This is a genomic window from Streptomyces canarius, assembly GCF_014650735.1.
Classification (GTDB): Bacteria; Actinomycetota; Actinomycetes; order Streptomycetales; family Streptomycetaceae; genus Streptomyces; species Streptomyces olivaceoviridis.
This window is the reverse complement of record NZ_BMVN01000001.1, coordinates 231,814-249,873: the sequence shown is the minus strand read 5'-3', so window position 1 is coordinate 249,873 and position 18,060 is coordinate 231,814. Positions and strand designations below refer to the sequence as shown.

The window sequence follows — 18,060 nt, the reverse complement described above, 5'->3', positions numbered from 1 at the left end:
CGGGACGCCGCGCCCGGCGTCACTCCTGGGTGAGCGTGACGGTCTGGTCCGTCATCGCGTGGAACGCCGGCAGCAGGAGGATGCCCGAGGGACGCAGCTCCGTGAGCGTGGCCTCCACCCGCGCCGTCCCCGCCTTCAGCGCCCCGGCCGTGACCTCGCCGGAGTTCTCCCAGCGGTGCTCGGCGCCGTCGCACCGGGCGGTGCCGCCGCCGACGCCGTGCCGGAGACGGGCGTCGCCCTGGCTGACCGAGGAGCTGACGAACACCGGGCCGGTGCCGCCGGTGCAGCGGTAGGTGCCGGACAGCGTCACCGTGCCGTCGGGCGCGATCCGGCCGACGGGGTCGACGGTGATCAGCTCGGAGGGGTTGGCGCAGGCCGGGGCGACGGCGGCGCACAGCAGGGCCGCGGCACCGAGGGCCGCGGCGAGGAGGGGGCGGCGGACGGGCATGGGGTACCTCCCGGTTCCAGGGGTTCGAGGGCTTCCACTGGTACCGGGCGGCCGGACCGGCGGACGTGACCGTCACCCCATCGGTGGCGCGTCATGAAACCGAACGGGCCGGGTCACGCGGGTTGCCGCCGGAGGGCGCCGGGCGACTACGGCAGTACGGCGAACCCGTCCAGCTCCACCAGCGCCCGCTCGTCCCACAGGCGTACGACCTCCACGACGGCCATCGCCGGGTAGTCGCGGCCCGCCGACTCCCGCCAGATCCGGCCGAGTTGCCGCGCGTGGGCGCGGTACGCGGCGACGTCCGTGGCGTAGACGGTGACCCGGGCGAGGTCGGCGGGGGTGCCACCGGCCGCGCGCAGGGCGGTGAGGAGGTTGCCGAGGGCCTGCGCGAACTGCTCGGGCAGCGTGTCGCCGGTGATCTTGCCGTCGCCGTCCAGGGCGGTCTGCCCGGCGAGGAACACCACGCGGGAGCCGGCCGCGACGACGGCGTGCGAGAAGCCCGTGGGCGGGGACAGCCCGGGCGGGTTGACGCGTTCGGTCGTCACCGTGCCTCCTTCTGTGCCGTGGCGTACAACTCCTTGGCGATAATGCCGCGTTGGACCTCGCTGGCGCCCTCGTAGATGCGGGGCGCGCGCACCTCGCGGTAGAGGTGTTCGAGGAGGTGGCCGCGGCGCAGGGCGCGGGCGCCGTGCAGTTGGACGGCGGTGTCGACGACGTACTGCGCGGTCTCGGTGGCGAGCAGTTTGGCCATCGCGGCGCGCCGGGGCACGTCGGCGGCCCCGGCGTCGTACGCCGCCGCCGCCGCGTACACCATGAGCCGGGCCGCCTCGGTGCGCAGGGCCATCTCGGCGACCTGGTGGGACACGGCCTGAAGGTCCATCAGCCTGCCGTGGAAGGCCTCGCGCCGGCTGGTGTGGTCCACGGTGGCGTCCAGCGCGGCCTGGGCCATGCCGACCGCGAAGGCGCCGACGCTGGGGCGGAAGAGGTTGAGGGTGCCCATGGCGACGGCGAAGCCGCGGTCGGGCTCGCCGAGCAGATCGGCGGCGGTGACGGGCACGGCGTCGAAGTCGAGGGCGCCGATGGGGTGCGGCGAGATCATCTCCAGCGGGTCGCCGGTGAGTCCGGGCCGGTCGGCGGGGACGAGGAAGGCGGTCACCCCGCGGGCGCCGGCGCCGGGCGTGGTGCGGGCGAAGACGGTGTAGAAGTCGGCCTCGGGGGCGTTGGAGATCCAGCACTTGGCGCCGGTGAGCCGCCAGCCGTCGCCGTCCGGCTCGGCCGCGAGGGTGAGCGCCGCCGCGTCCGAGCCGGCACCGGGCTCGCTGAGCGCGAAGGCGGCGATCGCGCTGCCGTCGGCGACCCGGGGCAGCCAGCGCTCCCGCTGGGCGGGGGTGCCGTGGGCGTGCACCGGGTGGGCGCCGAGCCCTTGGAGGGCGAGGGCGGTCTCGGCCTCGGTGCAGGCCTGCGCCAGGGACTCCCGCATCAGACACAGGTCCAGCGCACCGGAGTCGAACAGCCGCGCAAGCAGACCGAGCCGGCCCAGTTCGGCGAGGAGCGGCCGGTTGACGCGGCCGGGTTCCCCTCGGCCGGCGAGCGGGCGCAGCCGTCCGGCGGCCAGCTCGCGCAGCTCGGCGCACCAGGCGGTCTGCTCCGGTCCGAGTGAGAATACGGACACAGCCGGTCCTCCCTCCGGGGCGGGCCCGTGGCCGTCCCCACGCCCTTACCTACCCACCCCGTGACGTTATCGCGCACAGTTGACTGCCGTCACCAACACGATACGCTGGGGGTCCCCCTCCGGGGGAGCGCGAGCCCACCAGGAAGCCCGTTCGGACATCCGTCCCGGATGTCGCGGACCTCTGTCACGGCAAGGGGGCGGACCGCCATGCATCGCTCGGCCCACGTCGACACCTTCGCGCGCGACCATCTGCCCCCGCCGCACGAGTGGCCCGAGCTGCGGTTCGACCTGCCGGAGCTGCGGTACCCCGACCGGCTCAACTGCGCCGCCGAACTCCTGGACCACGCCGACCCGGCCCGCCCGGTGTTCCACACCCCGGACGGCCCCACCTGGACCTACGGGGAGCTGCGCGCGCGGGTCGACCGCATCGCGCACGTGCTCACCGGCACCCTGGGCGTGGTCCCGGGGAACCGGGTGCTGCTGCGCGGCCCGACCACGCCCTGGCTCGCCGCCTGCTGGCTGGCCGTGCTGAAGGCGGGCGCGGTCGCGGTCACCGTGCTGGCCCAGCAGCGCCCGTACGAGCTGGCGACCCTGTGCGAGATCGCCCGGGTCGGGCACGCACTGTGCGACATCCGGGTGGTGGACGACCTGGCGAAGGCCGCGATACCCGGGCTGCGCATCACGACCTACCGCGGTGACACCCCCGACGACCTGCTGCGCCGGCCGGCCCCCGCCGACCCCTACCCGGCGGTCGACACCGCCTCCGACGATGTCGCCCTGATCGCGTTCACCTCGGGCACGACGGGTCGCCCGAAAGGGTGCATGCACTTCCACCGGGATGTGCTGGCGATAGCCGACACGTTCTCACGGCACGTGGTGCGCCCCCAGGAGGACGACGTCTTCACCGGCAGTCCCCCGCTGGGCTTCACCTTCGGCCTCGGCGGGCTGGTGGTCTTCCCGCTGCGGGCCGGTGCCAGCGCCCTGCTCCTGGAACAGGCGGGCCCCCGGCAACTGCTCCCTGCGATAGCCGAGCACCGCGTCTCGGTCCTCTTCACCGCGCCGACCGCCTACCGCACCATGCTGGAGGAGCTGGACACGTACGACGTCTCGTCCCTGCGGCGCTGTGTGTCGGCCGGCGAGAACCTGCCGACGGCCACCTGGCGGGCCTGGCACGAACGCACGGGCCTGCGCGTCATCAACGGCATCGGCGCCACGGAACTGCTGCACATCTTCGTCTCCGCCGCCGACGAGCGGATCCGGCCCGGGACCACGGGCCTGCCGGTGCCGGGGTGGCAGGCGCGCGTCCAGGACGCCGACGGCAGACCGGTGCCCGACGGCGAGCCCGGCCTGCTGGCCGTACGCGGCCCGGTCGGCTGCCGTTACCTCGCCGATCCCCGCCAGCGGGACTACGTCCGGGGCGGCTGGAACATCACCGGCGACACCTACGTCCGCGACGCCGACGGCTACTTCCGCTACGTGGCCCGCGCCGACGACATGATCATCTCCGCCGGGTACAACATCGCGGGCCCGGAGGTGGAGGAGGCACTGCTGCGCCATCCGGACGTGACCGAGACGGCGGTCGTCGGCCGCCCCGACGAGGCCCGCGGCCAGGTCGCGATCGCCTACACGGTGCTGCGCGCCGGGGCCCCGCGCGACGCGGCGGCGCTGCGCGCGTTCCTCACCTCCCAGCTGGCGCCCTACAAGTGCCCGCGCGAGTTCGTCTTCCTCGACGCGCTGCCCCGCACGGCCACCGGCAAGTTGCAGCGGTTCCGGCTGCGCACCGCAGGTGACCAGCAGTGATGCCGACGACCTAAAATGATCAACGTGTCCGAGCAGCACGCCCCCAGGTCCCTCATCGTCACGCTCTACGGGGCGTACGGCCGCTTCATGCCCGGCCCGGTGCCCGTCGCCGAGCTGATCCGGCTCCTGGCCGCGGTCGGCGTGGACGCTCCCTCCGTACGGTCCTCGGTGTCCCGGCTCAAACGGCGCGGCCTGCTGTCGCCGGCCCGCACCGAGTCGGGCGCCGCGGGATACGAACTCTCCGCCGAGGCACGGCAGTTGCTGGAGGACGGCGACCGGCGCATCTACGCCGGCGCGCCCGTCGCGGACGAGGGCTGGGTGCTCGCGGTGTTCTCGGTCCCGGAGTCGGAGCGGCAGAAGCGGCACGTGCTGCGCTCCCGGCTGGCCGGCCTGGGCTTCGGCACCGCGGCTCCGGGGGTGTGGATCGCCCCGGCCCGGCTGTACGAGGAGACGGAACACACCCTGCGGCGGCTGCGCCTGGACGCGTACGTGGACTTCTTCCGCGGCGAACACCTGGGCTTCGCGGCCACGGCCGAGGCGGTGGGCCGCTGGTGGGACCTGGCCGCGATCGCCAAGGAGCACGAGCGTTTCCTGGACGCGCACGCGCCCGTGCTCCAGGCCTGGGAGCGGCGGCCGGACACCCCGCACCAGGAGGCGTACCACGACTACCTCCTCGCCCTCGACTCCTGGCGCCACCTCCCCTACACCGACCCGGGCCTGCCCACCCGCCTCCTCCCGGCGAACTGGCCGGGCGTCCGCTCGGCCCAGGTCTTCCGCCGCCTGCACGAACGGCTGCGCGACGCGGGCGCGCAGTTCGCGGGGCTGTGACCCCGCTTGTTGCCTAGCGGTCGAGGCTGAGGGAGAGCCGGGGGCGTGGGGCGTCCGTGCGGCCGGTGCGCGGGCGCCGGCTGCCCGCGCGGTAGGGGGCGGGCCAGACCGCGCCGGGTCCCTCGTAGCCCTGTTCGGCCGCCGCGTGCAGGGTCCAGTGCGGGTCGTACAGGTGCGGCCGGGCCAGCGCGCACAGGTCGGCGCGGCCCGCCAGGATCAGCGAGTTGACGTCGTCCCACGAGGAGATCGCGCCGACCGCGATCACCGGGACGCGGACCTCCTGCCGGATCCGGTCGGCGAACGGCGTCTGGTACGACCGCCCGAACTCCGGCCGCTCCTCGGCCACCACCTGCCCGGTCGAGACGTCGATGGCGTCGGCGCCGTGCGCGGCGAAGGCTCGGGCGATCTCGACGGCGTCCTCGGCGGTCGTCCCGCCCTCCGCCCAGTCGGTCGCCGAGATCCGGACGGTCATCGGCCGCTCGGCCGGCCACACCGCGCGGACGGCGTCGAAGACCTCCAGCGGGAACCGCAGCCGCTTGTCCAGGGAGCCGCCGTAGGCGTCGGTGCGGTGATTGGTGAGCGGGGAGAGGAAGCCGGAGAGCAGATAGCCGTGGGCGCAGTGCAGTTCGAGCAGGTCGAAGCCGGCCCGGGCGGCCCGCCAGGCGGCTGCCGCGAACTGCTCGCGGATGTCGGTGAGCTGGGCGCGGGAGAGTTGGCGCGGGATCTGGCTGCCCGGCTTGTACGGCAGCGGGGAGGGGGCCAGGACGGGCCAGTTGCCGCTGGGCAGCGGCTCGTCGATGCCCTCCCACATCAGCTTCGTGGAGCCCTTGCGGCCGGAGTGCCCGAGTTGTACGCCGATCGCGGCGCCCGGGGCCTGGCGGTGCACGAAGTCGGTGACGCGCCGCCACGCCTCGGCCTGCCGCCCGGCGTAGAGGCCGGCGCAGCCGGGGGTGATCCGGCCCTCCGCGCTGACGCACGCCATCTCGGTCATCACGAGGCCGGCCCCGCCGAGGGCCCGTGCGCCCAGGTGGACGAGGTGGAAGTCGCCGGGGACCCCGTCGGTGGCGGAGTACATGTCCATCGGTGAGACGACGACCCGGTTGCGCAGGGTCAGGCCGCGCAGCCGGAATGGCGTGAACATCGGGGGCGTGCCGGGCGGGCAGCCGAACTCGCGCTCCACGGCCGCGGTGAAGCGGGCGTCGCGCAGCCGGAGGTTGTCGTGGGTGACCCGGCGGCTGCGGGTGAGCAGGTTGAAGGCGAACTGGCGGGGCGGCTGGCCCAGGTACAGCCGCAGGTTCTCGAACCACTCCAGGCTGGCCCGGGCGGCCCGCTGCGTGGAGGCGACGACGGGCTTGCGCTCCTCCTCGTAGGCCGCCAGCGCGCTGGGCACGTCCGGCTGTTCCGTCAGGCAGGCGGCCAGGGCGAGGGCGTCCTCGACGGCGAGCTTGGTGCCGGAGCCGATGGAGAAGTGGGCGGTGTGGGCGGCGTCGCCGAGGAGGACGACGTTGCCGTGCGACCAGCGGTCGTTGACCACGGTACGGAAGGTGGTCCAGGCGGACTTGTTGGACCGCAAGGGGCGTCCGCCGAGCGCGTCGGCGAAGACCTTGGCGCAGCGTTCGACGGACTCCTGGGGGGTGAGTGCGTCGTATCCCGCCGCCCGCCAGACCTCCTCGCGCATCTCGATGATGACGGTGGACGAATCCGCCGCGTAGGGGTAGCCGTGCAGTTGCATCACGCCGTGTTCGGTCTCGGCGATCTCGAAGCGGAAGGCGTCGAAGGGGAAGTCGGCGGCGAGCCAGATGTAGCGGCAGCGGTGTTCGGTCACCTGGGGGCGGAACACGGGCGAGTGGGTCTCGCGGGTGGTGCTGTGGACACCGTCGGCGGCGATGACGAGGTCGTGGTCCTGCGAGAGCCGGTCGACGGGCGGCGCCTCGGTGGAGAACCGCAGCTCCAAGCCCAGGGAGCGGCAGCGGGTGTGCAGGATCTCCAGCAGCCGGTGCCGGCCGAGCGCGGCGAATCCGTGGCCGCCGGAGCGGTGCCGTATGCCGCGGCGCACGATGTCGATGTCGTCCCAGCGCACGAAGTCGCGCCGCAGGGCTTCGTAGACGACGGGGTCGGCGTGTTCGATGCCGCCGAGGGTCTCGTCGGAGAGGACCACGCCGAAGCCGAAGGTCTCATCGGGGGCGTTGCGTTCCCAGACGGTGACGTGGCGGGCGGGGTCGAGGCGTTTCAGCAGGGCGGCGGCGTAGAGGCCGCCGGGGCCTCCGCCGATGATCGCCACGCGCACCGGACCTCACCTCCCCCGCCACTTCGGCGGGCGCTTCTCCGTGAAGGCCGCGTGGAACTCCGCGTAGTCCTCGCCGTTCATCAGCAGGGCCTGGGTCGAGGCGTCCAGTTCCACCGCCGCCGCCAGGGGCATGTCGAGCTCGGCCGTGAGCAGCGCCTTGGTCTGGGCGTGGGCGAGGGCCGGGCCGTCGGCGAGGCGGCGGGCCAGCCCGGCGGCCGTCTCGTCCGCCCGGCCCTCCTCCGCCAGCTCGCTGATCAGGCCGATGCGCTCGGCCTCGGGGGCCCGCACCGGCTCGCCCAGCATCAGCAGGCGGGTGGCGTGGCCGAGGCCGACGACCCGGGGCAGCAGGTAGGCCGCGCCCATGTCGCCGCCGGACAGGCCGACCCGGGTGAAGAGGAAGGCGAAGCGGGCCGAGGGGTCCGCGATCCGGAAGTCGGCCGCCAGGGCGAGGACCGCGCCCGCGCCGGCCGCCACGCCGTGCACCGCCGCGATCACCGGGAACGGGCATTCGCGGATCGCCCGGACGACCTGGCCGGTCATCCGGTTGAAGTCGAGCAGCTGGGCCGTGTCCATGGCCAGCGTGGCGCCGATGATCTCGTCCACGTCGCCGCCGGAGCAGAAGCCGCGGCCCTCGCCGGCCAGGACGAGGGCGCGCACCGAGCGCTCCCGGGACAGCTCGGCGAGCAGGTCGCGCAGGTCGGCGTAGGCGCCGAAGGTGAGCGCGTTGAGCTTCTCAGGGCGGGCGAGGGTGACGGTGGCCACCCCGTCGGCGATCCCGACCCGCAGGTGGGCCCAGTCGGCGGTGCGGGGGGCGGAGCCGGTGAAGGGACTCATGACGTGCGGCCTCCTAGCGCGGCGGTGCCGTACGTTGCTCTACCCCATGAAGTTATCACCTGTTTGTGACTGTCGTCACCAGGGCGCGACACCGCAGCCGCATGCCTGTCGGTACGCCTGCCGCAGATGGCCGGATCCCGTCGCATCGGTCACCGGTTGTCGACAGCGCCGTAACAGTGCGGACGCGCGGGCGAGGCGGGCCGTTCACCTGGGTAGGCCGCCTGGTGCCGGGGCCCGAGGGGGTCCCGGACGAAGCCCGGCGACGGCCTTGGATGGCCGGGCCCGTACCATTCGTACAGTCGAAAGCAGGACAGCCTGCTCCATGAACGGACTCGCCTTGCACGAACGCCCCGCCGAACCGGCCTCCTGGCGCATCGCGCTGCCGCACACCGCAGCGGCGGTGCCCGTGGCGCGTGCCCTGGTGCGCACGGCCCTCACCGAGGTGGAGCACGTGGCCGACTGCGACACGGCGGAACTGCTCACGGCCGAGCTGGTGGCCAACGCGGTGGAGCACACCGCCGGGCGCGGCCCGATAGAGCTGGTGGTGGAGCTGGCGCCGACCGGTTGCCAGGTCGAGGTGCACGACCCGGACCCGGCGCCGCCCGGGCATCTGACCCGGCCCGTGATCGAGGAGCCCGACGTCTGGCAGGAGGGCGGGCGCGGGCTGCTGCTGATCCGCGCCCTCAGCTCGTCCTGCGGACACCGCCCCACCCCGTCGGGCAAGGCGGTGTGGTTCAGACTGCCTGTGATTCCCGCTCAGCGCCGGCCGGCGTGACCTCGGCGACCGGCGTGACCTCGGCGACCGGCCGCGCCAGCGTGGAGTGCCGGCGGCCGTAGACGCCGTAGACCAGCAGGCCCACCGCGAGGAACACGGCGAACTGGAGCCAGGTCCGCCAGCCCGTCTCGTACATCAGGTACAGGCAGAAGGCGACGCCGAGCAGCGGGGCCACCGGGTACAGCGGCACCCGGAAGCTGCGGGCGAGGCCCGGTTCGCGGCGGCGCAGGGCGATCACCACGATGTTGACGACGGCCATGACGGCGAGCGTGCCGATGGTGCACAGGTTCATCACGGCGTCCAGGGAGGCGAAGGCCGCCGGGAGAGCGAAGACCACCGCGACGATCAGGGTGCCGGCGACCGGTGTGGAGGTCTTGGGGCTGACCTTCTCGAAGACCCGCGGGATCAGGCCGTCCCGGGACATCGACATCAGGATGCGGGTCTGGCCGTACATCACGGCGAGGACCACGGAGGCGATGGCGACGACCGCGCCGAAGGCGATGACACCGCCGCCGACGGTGGAGCCGGTGACCTCGTTGACGACGTAGGAGAGGGCGGCGGGGTGCCCGGCGACCCGGTCGCCGCCGATGGCGCCGATCGCCGCGAGCGCGACCGCGCAGTACAGCAGGGTCACGAGGCCCATGCACACCATGATCGCGACCGGGATGTCCCGGCGGGGGTTCTTCGCCTCCTCGCCGGCGGTGGTGATCGCGTCGAAGCCGATGTAGGAGAAGAAGGCGGCGGTGGTGCCCGCGCCGATGCCGCCGAGGCCGGCCGGGGAGAACGGCGTGAGGTTGCCGTCCTTGAAGGCGCTGTAGCCGATGGCGCAGAAGGCGAGGAGGATCGCGAGCTTCACGGCGGCCATGGCCGCCGTGGCCCGGGCGCTCTCGCGCACCCCGCGCACCAGCAGCACGGAGGCCATGGCGATGACGAGCACGGCGGGGAGGTTGACGAGGCCGCCGTCGCCGGGGCCGGCGGACAGGACGGCCGGGAGCTGGAGGCCGGTGAGGCTGTGCAGCAGTTCGTTGACGTACTCGCTCCAGCCGACCGCGACGGCCGAGATGGAGATGCCGTACTCCAGCAGCAGGCACCAGCCGACCAGGAAGGCGGTGGACTCGCCGAGGCCCGCGTAGGCGAAGGAGTACGAGGAGCCGGAGACCGGGATGGCGCCGCCCAGCTCCGCGAAGGAGAAGGCGGTGAAGACGCAGGTCAGCGCGGCGAGGACGAAGGAGATGACGACGGCGGGACCGGCCTGGGCGACGGAGTCGGAGAGACCGACGAAGATGCCGGTGCCGACGATGGCGCCGACCCCGAAGCAGATGAGCTGGAAGAGGCCCATGGTGCGCTTCAGGCCGTGTCCCTCGCGGTCGGCTCCGGATTCGGCGACGAGCAGGTGCGGGGACTTGATGCGGGGAGCGGGCATGCGGGTGGTGCTCGTTTCTGGTGGTGCGGGCGCCCGTCGTAGGGGCGCGGCGTCGGCTCCGAGAAGGGGTGGCTCGGGCCGCCGGTCAGGATAAGGCCTGGTGAGGCGGGTCAGGCAAGGATGTCCCGGCCGAGGGTTGCGACCAGCACGGCCTTGATGGTGTGCAGGCGGTTCTCGGCCTCGTCGAAGACGATCGAGTGGGCGGACTCGAAGACCTCGTCCGTCACCTCCAGCGACGCCAGGCCGTGGGTCTCGTGGATCCGCTGCCCCACGGTGGTGCCGAGGTCGTGGAAGGCCGGCAGGCAGTGCAGGAACTTCACGTCCGGGTTGCCGGTGGCGTGGAGCACGTCCATGGTCACGGCGTAGGGGGCGAGGGCCGTGATCCGCTCGTCCCACACCTCCTTGGGCTCCCCCATGGAGACCCAGACGTCGGTGGCGACGAAGTCCGCGCCCAGGACGCCCTCGGCGATGTCCTCGGTGAGGGTGACGCGGGCACCGCTGGTCTCGGCGAGCACGCGGGCGCGCTCGACGATCTCCGGGGCGGGCCAGTAGGACTTCGGGGCGACGATCCGTACGTCCATGCCGAGCAGGGCGCCGGTGACCAGGTAGGAGTTGCCCATGTTGAAGCGGGCGTCGCCGAGGTAGGCGAAGGCGATCTTCCGCAGCGGCTTGGCGCTGTGCTCGGTCATGGTGAGCACGTCGGCGAGCATCTGGGTGGGGTGCCAGTCGTCGGTGAGGCCGTTGTAGACGGGCACGCCGGCATACGCGGCCATCTCCTCGATCTTGGCCTGGCTGTCGCCCCGGTACTCGATGCCGTCGAACATCCGGCCCAGCACGCGCGCGGTGTCCTTGACCGACTCCTTGTGCCCGATCTGCGAGCCCGAGGGGTCGAGGTAGGTCGTGTGGGCGCCCTGGTCGGCGGCGGCGACCTCGAACGCGCAGCGGGTGCGCGTCGAGGTCTTCTCGAAGATCAGCGCGATGTTCCTGCCCCGCAGGTACGGCGTCTCGGTCCCGGCCTTCTTGGCGGCCTTCAGCTCGGCGGCCAGCTCGACCAGGCCGCGGAACTCCTCCTCGGTGAAGTCGAGCTCCTTGAGGAAGTGGCGGCCGGCGAGGGCGGTCGGGACTGTCGCCATGGGGGCGCTCCAGAGGTACGACTACAGGGGACTCTGGAAGTCTATACGATCCTTCACATTTCTATGCGATCTCATACGGGGTCCCGCCCGACCGGACAGCTCATGCACCGGGGGCCGCCCCGGCCCCGGCCCAGCTCGCTGCCCGGGATCTCGATCACCTCGATGCCCTGCTTGCGCAGATGCGAGTTGGTGGTGGAGTTGCGCTCGTAGGCGACGACGACCCCGGGCTCGACGGCGAGGACGTTGCAGCCGTCGTCCCACTGCTCGCGTTCGGCCGCGTGCACGTCCTGTGTGGCGGTCAGCACCCGGATCTCCCCGAGGCCGAGCGCGGCGGCGATCGCGCGGTGCATGTGCTCCGGCGGATGGTCGGTGACCTTCAGCTCGCGTTCGCCGACGCCCGGTTCGATGGTGTACGACCGGAGCATGCCGAGGCCGGCGTACTGGGTGAAGGTGTCGCCGTCGACCATGGTCATCACGGTGTCCAGGTGCATGAAGGCGCGCCGCTTGGGCATGTCGAGCGCGACGATCGTGCGCGCGGAACCGGCCGCGAACAGCTTGTGCGCCAGCATCTCCACGGCCTGCGGGGTGGTGCGCTCGCTCATGCCGATCAGCACGGCGCCGTTGCCGATCACCAGCACGTCGCCGCCCTCGATGGTGGAGGGGTAGTCCGCCTGCCCCCGGGACCACACGTGGAACGTTTCGTCACGGAACAGCGGGTGGTGGCGGTAGATCGCCTCGAAGTGGACGGTCTCCCGTTGCCGGGCGGGCCAGCGCATGGCGTTGATGGAGACGCCGTCGTAGATCCACGCCGAGGTGTCGCGGGTGAAGAGGTGGTTGGGCAGCGGGCGGAGCAGGAAGTCGTCCAGCTCCATGACGTGGAAGCGGACCGAGGCCGGTTCCGCGTGCTCCGCCAGGAACTCCCGCTTGGTCATGCCACCGACCAGGGCCTCGGCCAGCTCGCCCGGGGTCATCCGGTCGAAGGCGGCGCGCAGGTGGTCGGTGGCGAGGGGGCCGTACTCCTTCTCGTCGAAGACCCGGTCCAAGACGAGCGCGCGGGCCTCGGGGAGCGCCAGGGTCTCGGCGAGCAGGTCCCCGAAGAGGTGCACCTCGACCCCCCGGTCGCGCAGGACGTCGGCGAAGCCATCGTGCTCGGCGCGCGCCCGGCGCACCCAGAGCACGTCGTCGAAGAGCAGGGCGTCCTTGTTGCTGGGGGTGAGCCTCTTGAGCTCCAGATCCGGCCGGTGCAGGATGACGCGGCGCAGCCGCCCGGCCTCGGAGTCGACATGGAATCCCATGTCTCCATCCTGACCACCGGGGCCCCGCTTCACCCTCTGCTCGGCGGTTTCCGCGCCCGCCGGTTTCCGCGCCCGGTGGCGGCCGGCGCTCCGGCGGAAGCGTTCCGGAAGCGGACGGTGACTGTCGGCGGAAGCGGCTGCGGGGCTTTGCTGGGGGTGTGAACAGCTCAGACCGTGCCGGTGGGCGGGAGTACCGGGCCCCGCTCGTCCGCGTCGCGCAGGAACGCCTCGGCCGCCGAGAGGTCGGTCCGCCCCAGCTCCTCGTCCCGGACGACGATCCGCAGCTCGGGGCAGACGGCCGGGTCCTGGCGCAGGCTCTCGGTGAAGGTCTCGACGATCAGCGACAGCAGCTGGGTGTGGTCGAGTTCGACGATGCGGGACAGGCCGGCGCCGATGAGCGGTATCGCCACCGGTCTGAACAGGCCGTGCAGGGCGACCGACGGCCACAGGCGTTCCAGGCTCAGCCGCAGGTCGGCCGGGGCGGACCGGGCGCGCAGGTCGTTGCCCAGCCGGGAGTAGGCGAGGGCGAAGACCCGGCGGTTGCCCACGGGGACCGGCACGGCGGTGCCGATCGGGTAGCGGGTGCGCCGGCCGCGCGGCTTGGCCCGGACGCTCTCGGTGGCCAGCGGGGTGACCTCCCTGAGCCCGCGGCGCAGCTGGTCGTCCAGCAGCCGGTGCCGGCCCTCGAAGAGGCGGTCGACGAGCTGCCCCTGCACGCTCTCCCGGCTGATGACGATGTCGTCGGTGGAGGTGTCGAAGGTGTCGGAGAACCCCACGACCAGGTTGGCGTCCTCCTGGTCGAACAGGTCGCCGCGCACCACGACGACGTCGACCCGCAGCCCGCGCAGGGTGTGGCGCAGCAGTTCGTCGCCGTGCCGCTCGCGCAGCCGGGCGTTCAGACGGGCGAGGGCGGCGGCGGCCTCCGGGTCGTCCGGGCGTTCCCGGGCGGTCTGCTCGGCCACCGGCAGGGCGAGGTCGTAGCGGCCCAGCGCGGTGTGGCCGGCGATCAGCTCCCGCAGCGCGGTCTCCCTGAGCTGGGTCAGCCGCCGGACCGGGGCGCGCGCGAACTCCTCGTCCCGCACCTCGGTCAGCGGCCGGCCGCGCCACAGCCGCAGGGCGTCGGTGAGCAGCCGGACGGCGGAGGCCGGTGCCGCGCGCAGCGCGTCGCCCACCAGGCCGGTGAACGCGGCGCTGTCCAGCTCGTCGTCGGCGAGGTCGAGCCGGTAGGTGCCCTCGGCGCCGCGCGCGGTCGGCAGCCGGCCGGTGCGCACGATCCGGGCACCGTGTCCGGGGCCGGCCCGGTCGAACGCGCGCCGCAGCTCCAGGATCCGTTTCTGCACCTCGTTGCGGTTGCGCAGGTCCTGGTGCGGCAGTTCCACGGTCGGCTGCCAGACGTCCTCGTACAGCCGGCGCGCGGTGACGGCCTCGCCGTCGGCGGCGACCAGCCGGAGCAGCAGCCGGGCGGTGAGCGGGGTGAGGCGTACGGCGGCGCCGTTCACGTCCAGCCGGACGGGGCCCAGAACGCTCACCCGTATGCACGGTGCACGGGTCTGCACGCGCCTCGCCCCCTCCGCCGCGTGACGTCCCGTCAACAGTGCCGTCAGCGTACCAAGGTGGCCTGGAGGGAAGCATGCGGTTGACCGGTCCCCGCCCTTCGCCGCGGCCCGGGTGGCCGCGGCTGCTGCGGTCGTGGCGCGAACGGCGGGTGTTCGCCGGCAGTGTGCTGGCGGCCTTCGGCGGGGTGTCGGCCGTCGTGCAGTTCGCCGGCCAGCTCTTCCCCGACGCCGTGTCCCGGCCCGGACTGGTGCTGGCCGGCTCGGTGACCCTGTGCCTGGCCTGGGGGCTCGTCCGGGCGCGTCCGCAGGCCGCCGTACGGCAGGAGTTCACCCGTCCCGGGATGACGGTGGTGGTCGAGGAGGGCGACCTCTTCGAACAGCCCGGCCAGCTGGTGGTGGGGTTCACCGACACGTTCGACACCGTCGTGGACGACGGTGTCGTCATCAACGACGCCAGCGTGCAGGGGCAGTTGCTCGCCCGCCGCTACGCCGGGGACGCCCGGCGGCTGGACGCGGAGCTGGCCGCCGCGCTGGCGGGGGTGACCCCGGTGGCGTGGGAGAGCGCGCGGGACAAGCCGCGGGGCAAGCGCGCCCGGTACCCGGTCGGCACGGTCGCCGTCCTCGGCACCCGGCCCGACCTGGTCTTCGCCGTCGCCTACAGCCGGATGGGCAACGACTGCGTCGCCTCCTCCAAGGTCCAGGACCTGTGGCTCGGCCTGGACCGGCTGTGGGACGCCGTCCACCGGCACGGCCAGCTCGAACGCCTCACCATGCCGTTGACCGGCGCGGGCCTGGCCCGGCTGCACGACCTGGACGAGGACAGCCTGCTGCGGCTGATCCTGCTGTCCTTCGTCGTGCACTCCTGGGAACGCCCGGTCTGCCGCGAACTGCACGTGCTGGTCCGCCCCGGTGAGCTGGGGCGGATCGACCTGCCGGAGACCGGCGCCTTCCTGGCCGGCCTGGCGGCGGGCGCCCGGCGCCATGTCTGACGCCGGGCGCCGGGCGGTACGGGCCCGTCCCCCGACCGTGGACGACCACCGGGCCCGTACCGCGGCTCAGCGGGCCGGCGGTGTCGCCCGCCCGGTGCGGCCGTACGCCGTCAGATGGCGGTACGGCCAGGTCTGGAGCCAGTCCGAGCGGGTGTCGTCGACCGCGCAGCCCGCCAGCTTCAGCCGCTCGGCGATCTTGCGCAGGGCGGTCTCCGTGCCGTCGAACCGGATGACGTTCCGGCCGGCGATGTCGGCGATCGGGCGCAGCTCTCCGACCTCCACCATCAGGGTGCGCTCCGGGTAGGCCATCAGCACCATGCCCAGCTCGATGAGCACGTTGGGCCGGGGCTGACCGGTGGGCTCGGTCTCGTACGGCGGTTCGTTGCGGCCGTACAGGTCCGGGTGGAGCTGGGCGACGTCGTCCGGGGTGAGCAGCACGAGGGCCGCCTGGGCCAGCTCGGGGGCCCCGGCGACGACCTCGCCGAGGAACGGCGCCGTCTTGCCGGTGGCGTTGACCAGGGCCTCCCACTCCAGCGGACGCAGATCGAGCAGGCGCAGCAGGTCGAACATCCGCAGGCGCACCTCCTCGTCCCGCCCGTGGACGACGAAGACGTTGCGGCGGCGGTCCGGGGCGGGGCCGTCCTGGTCCGGGCCGGTGCCGCGGGCGGCGGTGGGAGGGGCGCCGTAGTGGTTCTGCGTGCCCGAGTTGGTGGTGTTGTTGTTCCCGGTGACGAAGCTGTTGTGGCGCCCGAAGTCGTTCCGGCTCCCGTAGTCGCTGCTGTTGCCGCCCGTGGAGGTGTGCGTCATGCGGATCCCGCCCCCTGACCGCCGCCCGGGCCGCCGAAGTTCTGCGTGCCCGAGTTGGTGGTGTTGTTGTCGCCGTGCACGAAGCTGTTGTTGTGCCCGTAGTTGTTGAGGATGTTCGTCTGGCGGGCCTCGTGCTCCGTGAGGTCCACGTTGTGCTCGTACAGGAAGTCACGGACGACGTGGAGGAACTGGCGCTCCACGATCTGCGTGTACTTGATGGTGTCGGTCTCCTGGAAGAAGACGTGGAAGTGGGGGCTGGTCGCCATCTCCCGGACGCTGGTGACCGCCCCGCGGTTGAGCAGGGCGTCCGCGTAGCGGCCGAGGCCGAACTCGCTGGTGTCGGCCGGCTGAGGCACCCGGATCCTCTCCTTGGTCCACGGCAGCCGCGGGAGCAGCCGGGCGCCCGCCGCCTTGGCGGCGGCCGACCGGACCGTGGAGTGGGGCGTGCCGCGCATGGTGTGCCAGGCGAGCTTGAGCAGCAGCCGCTCGTCCAGGGCGGCGGGGAGCCGGTCCACCAGCTGGAAGCTCGCCCGGATCGGCGCCAGCACGTACGAGTAGAACTCGGTGTGCAGGGTGTTGCCCTTGAGGTCGAAGCCCACGAACGCCGTGGTGACCAGCTCCTGGTCCCAGGACCCCACCCGGATGCACAGATAGCTGCGTCCGGTGTCGTGGACGTCCCGCCAGTCGCCGTCGAGCTGCTCGGGCGTCGGCTCCGCCACACCCCGGAGCGTCGTGACGGCCGTGGTGAAGGTGCTGCGCTCGACGGCGAGGCCCTCGATCCGCTGCGCCGGGCGGGCCTGGGCGCGCAGCCGGGCGGTCATGCGGTCGGCGACGTAGGCGGTCAGTTCCTCGACGGTGAAGGGGACGACCTCCTTGCGTTTGGGCTCCTGGCCGGTGGCGCCGGGTGCCGCGGAGGGGCCCGCGCCGGGCCGGCCGTCGAACACCCCGAGCGGCGCGCCGATCAGCAGTTCCGCGTTGGACCACCGGCGCACCGGCGTGCCCGCGCCGACGAACGGCTTGTAGCCGCCGTAGCGGACCACCGTGCCGTCCGAGGACTGCTCCCGCTTGATCTTGTCGACCAGTTGGGACGTCAGCTCCGGGTGCTCGGGGTACGAACCGTCGAACCCCCGGCCGGCCTGCGGGGCGAGCCGGCGCGTCAGCGTCTGGAGGGTGACGACCCGCCGCAGGAAGGCGGTGACCCACAGCAGCCACAGCACGGCCAGCAGCGCGGTGAAGCCGCTGAGCGCGCCGGTGACCATGAGGACGAACGTGAGGGCGGCGCCCGCGGCGAACACGGCCAGCCGGATGCGCTGGAGCCGGCGCGCCGCCAGGGCGTGCGCGAGCACGGGCACCGCGTCGTACCCGTACGACGGGGCCACCACCCGGTACCGGTGGGTCAGCAACTCGCGGATGACACCGGCGCGGTAGACCGGGTCGAGGTAGGTGCCCGCGCACAGCAGCCGGGTGGCGTTGCTCGTCGCGTCCGCGGCCGGACGGGCCACGGCCGGCCGGTCCGGTTCCGGCGACGGAGCGGGCACGGTGAGGAAGTCACTCGCCATTGTCTTCTCGCTCCGCTCTGCTCAGCCGGTGGGGTTCATGGAGGCGTCGGTGATGACACCGTCGACCACGGTGTACCGGCCGCTGTACGACTTCTGCGTGCCGTCGGTCTGCCGGGCGAGGAGATCCACCCAGACCGTCTCGTCCTGGACGGACTGGATGGTGACGTAGTCCCGCTCGGTGGTGGCGAAGCCCGACACGAAGGAGCTGTAGGACGCGTCGAGGTTCTTGCCGCCCAGGTCCCAGGCGGTCTGGAAGTCGTGTTCGTTGATGGCCTCGAAGAAACGCGTCACCGTGCCGGAGGGGCTGTCGGCCGCCTCGGGGCTCTCGGTGCCGGCCGGGCTGGAAGCGGTGTCCGCGGGGTCGGCGCTGTCGGTGGACAGCTGGGTCGGCGTCTCGTCCGCCGTGGCGGCGCCCGGCGCCGGTGTGTCCGGGGACGACGGGTCGTAACCGCCGGAGTAGCCGCCCGAGTAGCTGTCGGAGTAGCCGCCGTCCTCCGAGCCCAGGTGGGGGACGATGCCCATGAGCAGGATCAGCAGAAGGGGGACACCACCGATGAGCAGTGCGTACGTCCGCTCCCTACCGCCGGCGGGTAAGAGGCTCGGCGGCTCGTAGGTGTGGTTCATGGGTCCTCGCAACTCCCGGCAGACGGCCGG

16 protein-coding genes are annotated in these 18,060 nt (G+C 73.0%); 4 read left to right on the top strand and 12 right to left on the bottom strand.

The genetic code is table 11. The features are described 5' to 3' along the window. Positions 1 to 19: 19 nt before the first annotated feature. The 3 genes from IE294_RS01025 to IE294_RS01015 form a co-directional block, all read right to left on the bottom strand. On the bottom strand, positions 20 to 448 hold the full coding sequence (locus IE294_RS01025) for a DUF6299 family protein (protein WP_189881295.1): 429 nt from the start codon (positions 446 to 448) through the stop codon (positions 20 to 22). 146 nt (positions 449 to 594) lie between these two features. Continuing rightward, positions 595 to 993: a RidA family protein gene (locus IE294_RS01020; RefSeq protein WP_014675599.1), complete on the bottom strand. Its 399-nt coding sequence runs from the start codon at positions 991 to 993 to the stop codon at positions 595 to 597. Beyond that, the gene (locus IE294_RS01015) at positions 990 to 2,120 is read right to left on the bottom strand and encodes an acyl-CoA dehydrogenase family protein (protein WP_189881294.1); all 1,131 of its coding nucleotides are present in this window, start codon (positions 2,118 to 2,120) and stop codon (positions 990 to 992) included. Before IE294_RS01015 ends, IE294_RS01020 begins: the two co-directional genes overlap by 4 nt. A 207-nt stretch (positions 2,121 to 2,327) precedes the next feature. Between IE294_RS01015 and IE294_RS01010 the strand changes: the two genes are divergently transcribed. Together IE294_RS01010 and IE294_RS01005 are read left to right on the top strand one after the other, a co-directional pair. Beyond that, positions 2,328 to 3,920 carry an AMP-binding protein gene (locus IE294_RS01010; RefSeq protein WP_189881293.1) on the top strand — a complete coding sequence of 531 codons (1,593 nt, stop codon included), beginning with the start codon at positions 2,328 to 2,330 and terminating at the stop codon, positions 3,918 to 3,920. A 15-nt stretch (positions 3,921 to 3,935) separates the two neighbouring features. Beyond that, positions 3,936 to 4,748: a PaaX family transcriptional regulator gene (locus IE294_RS01005; RefSeq protein ID WP_189881292.1), complete on the top strand. Its 813-nt coding sequence runs from the start codon at positions 3,936 to 3,938 to the stop codon at positions 4,746 to 4,748. A gap of 13 nt (positions 4,749 to 4,761) precedes the next feature. Here the strand turns inward: IE294_RS01005 and IE294_RS01000 are convergent, their stop codons facing one another. Further along, positions 4,762 to 7,035 (bottom strand): bifunctional salicylyl-CoA 5-hydroxylase/oxidoreductase, encoded by a 2,274-nt coding sequence (locus tag IE294_RS01000; protein ID WP_189881291.1) that lies wholly within the window; start codon positions 7,033 to 7,035, stop codon positions 4,762 to 4,764. A 6-nt stretch (positions 7,036 to 7,041) separates the two neighbouring features. Next, the gene (locus IE294_RS00995) at positions 7,042 to 7,869 is read right to left on the bottom strand and encodes an enoyl-CoA hydratase family protein (RefSeq protein ID WP_189881290.1); all 828 of its coding nucleotides are present in this window, start codon (positions 7,867 to 7,869) and stop codon (positions 7,042 to 7,044) included. Positions 7,870 to 8,191: 322 nt separating this feature from the next. On the opposite strand from IE294_RS00995, the gene IE294_RS00990 reads away from it, so the two are divergent. Continuing rightward, a complete protein-coding gene (locus IE294_RS00990) occupies positions 8,192 to 8,644 on the top strand; it encodes an ATP-binding protein (protein ID WP_189881289.1) in 453 nt (150 codons plus the stop codon). Here IE294_RS00990 and IE294_RS00985 read toward each other — a convergent pair. From IE294_RS00985 to IE294_RS00970, 4 genes are all read right to left on the bottom strand, one after another. Continuing rightward, on the bottom strand, positions 8,604 to 10,067 hold the full coding sequence (locus tag IE294_RS00985) for an amino acid permease (RefSeq protein WP_189881288.1): 1,464 nt from the start codon (positions 10,065 to 10,067) through the stop codon (positions 8,604 to 8,606). The genes IE294_RS00990 and IE294_RS00985 overlap by 41 nt on opposite strands. Positions 10,068 to 10,177: 110 nt before the next feature. After that, positions 10,178 to 11,200: an ornithine carbamoyltransferase gene (gene argF, locus IE294_RS00980; protein ID WP_189881287.1), complete on the bottom strand. Its 1,023-nt coding sequence runs from the start codon at positions 11,198 to 11,200 to the stop codon at positions 10,178 to 10,180. 71 nt (positions 11,201 to 11,271) lie between these two features. Beyond that, on the bottom strand, positions 11,272 to 12,495 hold the full coding sequence (locus IE294_RS00975; protein WP_189881286.1) for an arginine deiminase: 1,224 nt from the start codon (positions 12,493 to 12,495) through the stop codon (positions 11,272 to 11,274). Between the two features lie 167 nt (positions 12,496 to 12,662). Further along, positions 12,663 to 14,024 carry an AfsR/SARP family transcriptional regulator gene (locus IE294_RS00970; protein ID WP_229916971.1) on the bottom strand — a complete coding sequence of 454 codons (1,362 nt, stop codon included), beginning with the start codon at positions 14,022 to 14,024 and terminating at the stop codon, positions 12,663 to 12,665. Positions 14,025 to 14,125: 101 nt separating this feature from the next. Between IE294_RS00970 and IE294_RS00965 the strand changes: the two genes are divergently transcribed. Continuing rightward, the gene (locus IE294_RS00965) at positions 14,126 to 15,040 is read left to right on the top strand and encodes a macro domain-containing protein (protein WP_229916970.1); all 915 of its coding nucleotides are present in this window, start codon (positions 14,126 to 14,128) and stop codon (positions 15,038 to 15,040) included. A 66-nt stretch (positions 15,041 to 15,106) separates the two neighbouring features. Here IE294_RS00965 and IE294_RS00960 read toward each other — a convergent pair whose 3' ends face one another. From IE294_RS00960 to IE294_RS00950, 3 genes are read right to left on the bottom strand one after another with little or no spacing between them, the layout of a single operon-like run. Continuing rightward, positions 15,107 to 15,847, bottom strand: a complete 741-nt coding sequence (locus IE294_RS00960; protein WP_189881285.1) for a TIR domain-containing protein — start codon at positions 15,845 to 15,847, stop codon at positions 15,107 to 15,109. Next, entirely contained in the window at positions 15,844 to 17,406 is a 1,563-nt protein-coding gene (locus IE294_RS00955) for an AbeC-like domain-containing protein (RefSeq protein WP_189881284.1), read from the bottom strand. The genes IE294_RS00960 and IE294_RS00955 overlap by 4 nt, the downstream gene beginning before the upstream one ends. 21 nt (positions 17,407 to 17,427) lie before the next feature. Further along, complete coding sequence (locus IE294_RS00950; RefSeq protein WP_189881283.1) at positions 17,428 to 18,030, bottom strand: hypothetical protein; 603 nt, start codon at positions 18,028 to 18,030, stop codon at positions 17,428 to 17,430. Between the last annotated feature and the right edge of the window lie 30 nt (positions 18,031 to 18,060).

What these genes read in the sequence shown, in the direction of transcription:
- IE294_RS01025 (WP_189881295.1), bottom strand. Translation starts at nt 448, where the DNA reads ATGCCCGTCCGCCGCCCCCTCCTCGCCGCGGCCCTCGGTGCCGCGGCC.
- IE294_RS01010 (WP_189881293.1), top strand. Translation starts at nt 2,328, where the DNA reads ATGCATCGCTCGGCCCACGTCGACACCTTCGCGCGCGACCATCTGCCC.
- IE294_RS01005 (WP_189881292.1), top strand. Translation starts at nt 3,936, where the DNA reads ATGATCAACGTGTCCGAGCAGCACGCCCCCAGGTCCCTCATCGTCACG.
- IE294_RS00995 (WP_189881290.1), bottom strand. Translation starts at nt 7,869, where the DNA reads ATGAGTCCCTTCACCGGCTCCGCCCCCCGCACCGCCGACTGGGCCCAC.
- IE294_RS00990 (WP_189881289.1), top strand. Translation starts at nt 8,192, where the DNA reads ATGAACGGACTCGCCTTGCACGAACGCCCCGCCGAACCGGCCTCCTGG.
- IE294_RS00985 (WP_189881288.1), bottom strand. Translation starts at nt 10,067, where the DNA reads ATGCCCGCTCCCCGCATCAAGTCCCCGCACCTGCTCGTCGCCGAATCC.
- argF (WP_189881287.1), bottom strand. Translation starts at nt 11,200, where the DNA reads ATGGCGACAGTCCCGACCGCCCTCGCCGGCCGCCACTTCCTCAAGGAG.
- IE294_RS00975 (WP_189881286.1), bottom strand. Translation starts at nt 12,495, where the DNA reads ATGGGATTCCATGTCGACTCCGAGGCCGGGCGGCTGCGCCGCGTCATC.
- IE294_RS00965 (WP_229916970.1), top strand. Translation starts at nt 14,126, where the DNA reads ATGCGGTTGACCGGTCCCCGCCCTTCGCCGCGGCCCGGGTGGCCGCGG.
- IE294_RS00960 (WP_189881285.1), bottom strand. Translation starts at nt 15,847, where the DNA reads ATGACGCACACCTCCACGGGCGGCAACAGCAGCGACTACGGGAGCCGG.
- IE294_RS00955 (WP_189881284.1), bottom strand. Translation starts at nt 17,406, where the DNA reads ATGGCGAGTGACTTCCTCACCGTGCCCGCTCCGTCGCCGGAACCGGAC.
- IE294_RS00950 (WP_189881283.1), bottom strand. Translation starts at nt 18,030, where the DNA reads ATGAACCACACCTACGAGCCGCCGAGCCTCTTACCCGCCGGCGGTAGG.